We start from the raw sequence: 4,733 nt of genomic DNA, 5'->3' as shown, positions 1-4,733 counted from the left end.
ATCGAATGCACGAGCAGCACCACCGTAAGTTTTAGCTAAAACTGTAGTGATTGCAGCAGTCAGAGTTGTTTTACCGTGGTCAACGTGGCCGATAGTACCAACGTTAACGTGCGGTTTTGAACGTTCAAATTTTTCTTTAGACATTTAAATTGTCCCTCTAAGACACGGAATCGGTGGTTACACCACATCAACCAAGCAGTAAGTAAATTAGCGATTTGCTAGTGCTTGTTAAGATTTTAATCAGGGAGGCAAGAACATGAAGGAGTGGTGCTGATAGGCAGATTCGAACTGCCGACCTCACCCTTACCAAGGGTGCGCTCTACCAACTGAGCTATATCAGCACATCTGGAGCGGGCAGCGGGAATCGAACCCGCATCATCAGCTTGGAAGGCTGAGGTAATAGCCATTATACGATGCCCGCAGAACTCGGCTACCTGACTTAAAATCAGCTTTGTATTCTACTTAAGTGTTTACTAATTTAAAACACTTAAGTTAGGAATTAATGGTGGTGGGAGAAGGATTCGAACCTTCGAAGTCTGTGACGGCAGATTTACAGTCTGCTCCCTTTGGCCGCTTGGGTATCCCACCAAACCTAATTTTTAATGGTGCCGGCACCAAGAGTCGAACTCGGGACCTACTGATTACAAGTCAGTTGCTCTACCAACTGAGCTATGCCGGCTAAGTGGTGCGCATTCTAGGAGGACTTTCATCATGATGCAACAAAAAAATTGCGATATTTGTTCTTTTGCTTAGATTTTGTTCACTTTTGATTGAATTGTTGATTTTTTAGGAAAAAAACGACCAAAATGCCAACAAAAATTCATGATAGATTAGCAAGCTAATTTATCTATTCAGTCCCAAATTTATTAATCATCAATAAATTTTTAGAAAAAAGATTAATTACACTCTTATTAGTCTACGCTAAAAAATTATTTTTATGACTATTTTTTGTACTTTTTTTACAAATTTATTCAGTTCGTGTCAAAAAAAGTAGAAAAAATTTAAAAAATATCTACGCCTAAGAGGCATCACTCGTTATGATGCTGTTTATTTTTTATCGGATACGGGTGTTTTAAACAGCCTGTCCAACCTGCGAATATTAGGCAGATGTTGGCTTATGAATAACAAAGAACGCTTTATAACCCCTTATTTAGAATTTGACAGAAAACACTGGGCAACGTTAAGAGATTCCGTTCCTTTAACGCTAACCGAAAAAGAGATTGTCGATTTAAAAGGGATTAACGAAGAAATTTCTATTGATGATGTCATTGAAATTTATCTTCCTCTTTCAAGATTGCTCAATTTTTACATAAGTTCTAACTTACGTCGTCAAGCCGTCTTAGAGCAGTTTCTTGGAACAAGAAGCGCCAAAATCCCTTATATTATTGGTATAGCTGGCAGTGTTGCTGTTGGTAAGAGTACCACAGCTCGTTTACTACAAGCACTTTTAACCCGTTGGCCAGAACATCGTAAAGTCGATTTAATTACTACTGATGGTTTTCTTTTACCTAATGCAGAGTTAAAGAAACGCGGAATAATGAAGAAGAAAGGATTTCCCGAATCCTATGATATGCATAGCCTTGTCTCTTTCGTTTCTGATATAAAATCAGGCAAAAAACAAGTAACAGCGCCTGTCTATTCTCATTTAGTGTATGACATCATCCCGGATAAAAAACAGGTTATTGAACAACCTGATATCTTAATTCTTGAAGGATTGAATGTATTACAGAGTAATCAGGATTATCCTCATGATCCGCATAATGTTTTCGTATCAGATTATGTAGATTTCTCTATTTATGTTGATGCTGATGAAGAATTACTAAAACACTGGTATATCAGTCGCTTTTTAAAATTTAGAGAAGGTGCGTTTACTGATCCTGAATCGTATTTTAATAATTACTCTAAATTAAGCAGAGAAGAATCTATTGAAATAGCATCTTCAATTTGGCAAGAAATTAATGGTTTGAATTTAAAACAAAACATATTGCCAACGAAAGAAAGAGCGAGCCTTATACTAACCAAAGGCCAAAGTCATACGATCACCAACGTTAGATTACGTAAATAAATCTAAACAATTTGTGGTGCTTACTCTCTGTATTATTGTATTTCAGTTATTCAAAATAATATCGATAAACAAAAAGCTTTCCAATTTAGGAAAGCTTTTTTAGTTTTAGATGTTCAATGCAATTTAAAGCATTACGATGCAATTCTCAGTGAAATTTCACCACCTATATAAGGTATGATTTTTCCATCTTGTTCCAAAAGTAAAGCACCTTGGTCATTGATACCCTTGGCAACACCAAAGATCTCTTTTTCACCAATAATAAGCTTCACTCGGCGATTCATAAAGTTATCTAAATGTTTCCAACGCTCGATAAACATAGATAACCCTTGTTTTTCAAACTGAACAAATGCTTCCCTTAGTGCATTAGTAATTTCACAAGCAAGTTCATTTCTATCAATTTTGATGCCAACTTGCTCTAAATTAATCCATTGCTGGCTAATGGCTTCAGTTTGATTTTTACTCATCGCAATATTGATACCAATACCCGTAACAATATGAGCAACGTCACCGGTTTTCCCTGTTAACTCAACAAGAATACCTGAAAGTTTTTTATCATTTAAATAGAGATCGTTAGGCCATTTAACTTTAACGCCATCTGCACCAAGCTTTTGTAATACCTCAGCCATAATAACGCCTACAACTAAACTCAGTCCTATTGCAGCAGCAGGACCTTGATCGAGCCTCCAATACATACTCAAATATAAATTTCTACCAAAAGGCGAAATCCATTGGCGCCCTCTTCGGCCTCGTCCAGCTGACTGGTATTCAGCAATACAAACATCACCCGATTTTAATTCGCTAATACGCTGTATCAAATACTGGTTAGTAGAATCTATAACAGGAATAACGCTGGCTGGTTCACCTTTAATGTTTTTGTTTACACTATTCTCATTCAACAAATTCATAGGAGCGTCTAATTGATAGCCCTTTCCTGCGACAGTTTGAACATCTATACCCCAACTACGCAATGTCTGAATATGTTTATTAATACCTGCGCGTGTCATTCCTAGGCTTTCGCCTAGTTGCTCTCCTGAATGGATATTTCCGTCAGCAAGAGTTTCAATTAATAATAAGGGAGTTGGTGTTTCTTTCATGAAATAGCGTCCACTGCATTGATTTCGCCATATTGGCCAATAAAACGGACTTCTGGCTCTAATTGTACGCCGAAGCGCTCAAAGACTTTTTGACGTATACATGCTGCTAAATTAACGATGTCTTTGCCTGTTGCTAGACCGTCTTTATTGATAAGAACAAGTGCTTGCTTCATATGAACAGCCGCACCACCAATCTGATGACCTTTAAGACCACATTGATCAATCAGCCAACCAGCAGCAAGTTTTACACCATCTTGTTGAACATATTGCGGACAGAAGGGATATTCTGCTTTTAAATGTTGTGCAATGCGAATATCAACAATTGGATTCTTGAAAAAACTACCTGCATTACCTGTTATGGTAGGATCTGGTAGTTTGCTTGTTCTCATAGAGCACACAGATCCAAACACATCTTTTGGTGTTACTGTTTCTAATGATAATTTTGATAAATCGCCATAGGTAAGAATCGGCTCCCATTTTTTGCTAAGCTGTAAGCCTACAGCGACAATGGCAAAGCCTTGTTGGTAGTGATGCTTGAAAATACTATCACGGTAACCAAACTGACATTCATCATTAGATAATCGATGAACATGACCAGTACTTAGCTCAACTATATCAACATAAGCACAAACATCTTTTAATTCTTTGCCATAAGCACCGATATTTTGTATTGGTGCTGAACCTACATTTCCTGGGATCAGCGCTAAATTTTCTAGTCCATAGATATTCTTTTCTAATAGAAATTCAATAAGTGCATGCCAATTTTCGCCCGCACCAACATGAACAGACCAATATTGCTTATTTTCAGTAATTTCAATTCCAGCAATACAATTGCGAATAACAATACCATTAAAATCTTCTGTAAATAGTACGTTGCTGCCGCCACCTAGAATAAGGGTGGGCAATTTCCGCTCATGGGCATTTTGCCAATATGTACAAAGCTCATCTTTATTATTTGCAGTTTCTATTTGGTGAGCTTTTGCTCTCAAACCAAATGTATTAAATGCTTGCAATGAAACCGATTCTTTCATGAAAGTCTACCTCATTTAGCTGATGGCTTAGTTTAACAGCCAAGCATCGTTGAGGATAGCAAAGTGATAGGTGATTAGTGTGGGGATATTATATCTGCATTTCAAATGTCTTAGATCGCAAAAAAGCCAACCCATTGGGTTGGCTTTCTCGTCTTATTTAATGCCTGGCAGTTCCCTACTCTCACATGGGGAGGCCCCACACTACCATCGGCGCTACAACGTTTCACTTCTGAGTTCGGCATGGATTCAGGTGGGTCCGCTGCGCTATGGCCGCCAAGCAAATTCTGTTTTTATAACTATCTGTTTATGTAGTTATAATTAATTTTTTATGGTGCTGATACCCAGATTCGAACTGGGGACCTCACCCTTACCAAGGGTGTGCTCTACCAACTGAGCCATATCAGCACTAGTGGCTTATTGTCACCGGCTGACACAGCCTAAATTTAATGCCTGGCAGTTCCCTACTCTCACATGGGGAGACCCCACACTACCATCGGCGCTACAACGTTTCACTTCTGAGTTCGGCATGGATTCAGGTGGGTC

4 protein-coding genes, 5 tRNA genes and 2 rRNA genes are annotated in these 4,733 nt (G+C 38.3%); 1 reads left to right on the top strand and 10 read right to left on the bottom strand.

Going from position 1 to position 4,733, the window contains the following annotated elements; genetic code table 11:
• From GWJ01_RS00620 to GWJ01_RS00600, 5 genes are all read right to left on the bottom strand, one after another.
• Positions 1-144 (bottom strand): GTP-binding protein (locus GWJ01_RS00620; RefSeq protein ID WP_104459396.1); only part of this gene is annotated, 144 nt, incomplete at its 3' end.
• A gap of 121 nt (positions 145-265) precedes the next feature.
• Positions 266-341 (bottom strand) — tRNA-Thr (locus GWJ01_RS00615).
• Between the two features lie 5 nt (positions 342-346).
• Positions 347-421 (bottom strand) — tRNA-Gly (locus GWJ01_RS00610).
• An 82-nt stretch (positions 422-503) separates the two neighbouring features.
• Positions 504-588, bottom strand: a tRNA-Tyr gene (locus GWJ01_RS00605).
• A gap of 15 nt (positions 589-603) precedes the next feature.
• Positions 604-679: transfer RNA gene (locus GWJ01_RS00600), tRNA-Thr, on the bottom strand.
• A gap of 438 nt (positions 680-1,117) precedes the next feature.
• Here GWJ01_RS00600 and coaA point away from each other — a divergent pair.
• Positions 1,118-2,065, top strand: coding sequence for a type I pantothenate kinase (coaA, locus tag GWJ01_RS00595; protein WP_099660050.1), 948 nt, complete (start codon positions 1,118-1,120; stop codon positions 2,063-2,065).
• Between the two features lie 131 nt (positions 2,066-2,196).
• Here coaA and birA read toward each other — a convergent pair whose 3' ends face one another.
• The 5 genes from birA to rrf (GWJ01_RS00570) form a co-directional block, all read right to left on the bottom strand.
• A complete protein-coding gene (gene birA / locus GWJ01_RS00590; RefSeq protein ID WP_161710575.1) occupies positions 2,197-3,159 on the bottom strand; it encodes a bifunctional biotin--[acetyl-CoA-carboxylase] ligase/biotin operon repressor BirA in 963 nt (320 codons plus the stop codon).
• Positions 3,156-4,190: a UDP-N-acetylmuramate dehydrogenase gene (gene murB / locus GWJ01_RS00585; protein WP_109395574.1), complete on the bottom strand. Its 1,035-nt coding sequence runs from the start codon at positions 4,188-4,190 to the stop codon at positions 3,156-3,158. The genes birA and murB overlap by 4 nt, the downstream gene beginning before the upstream one ends.
• A gap of 162 nt (positions 4,191-4,352) precedes the next feature.
• Positions 4,353-4,468 (bottom strand): 5S ribosomal RNA (rrf, locus tag GWJ01_RS00580).
• 51 nt (positions 4,469-4,519) lie between these two features.
• A tRNA-Thr gene (locus GWJ01_RS00575) sits at positions 4,520-4,595 on the bottom strand.
• Positions 4,596-4,638: 43 nt separating this feature from the next.
• Positions 4,639-4,733: ribosomal RNA gene (gene rrf, locus GWJ01_RS00570) — 5S ribosomal RNA — on the bottom strand; the annotation flags it as partial.

This window comes from Proteus sp. G2618, assembly GCF_009915995.1.
GTDB classification, from domain to species: domain Bacteria; phylum Pseudomonadota; class Gammaproteobacteria; order Enterobacterales; family Enterobacteriaceae; genus Proteus; species Proteus terrae.
This window is presented reverse-complemented; position numbering and strand designations above follow the sequence as displayed.

What these genes read in the sequence shown, in the direction of transcription:
- coaA (WP_099660050.1), top strand. Translation starts at nt 1,118, where the DNA reads ATGAATAACAAAGAACGCTTTATAACCCCTTATTTAGAATTTGACAGA.
- birA (WP_161710575.1), bottom strand. Translation starts at nt 3,159, where the DNA reads ATGAAAGAAACACCAACTCCCTTATTATTAATTGAAACTCTTGCTGAC.
- murB (WP_109395574.1), bottom strand. Translation starts at nt 4,190, where the DNA reads ATGAAAGAATCGGTTTCATTGCAAGCATTTAATACATTTGGTTTGAGA.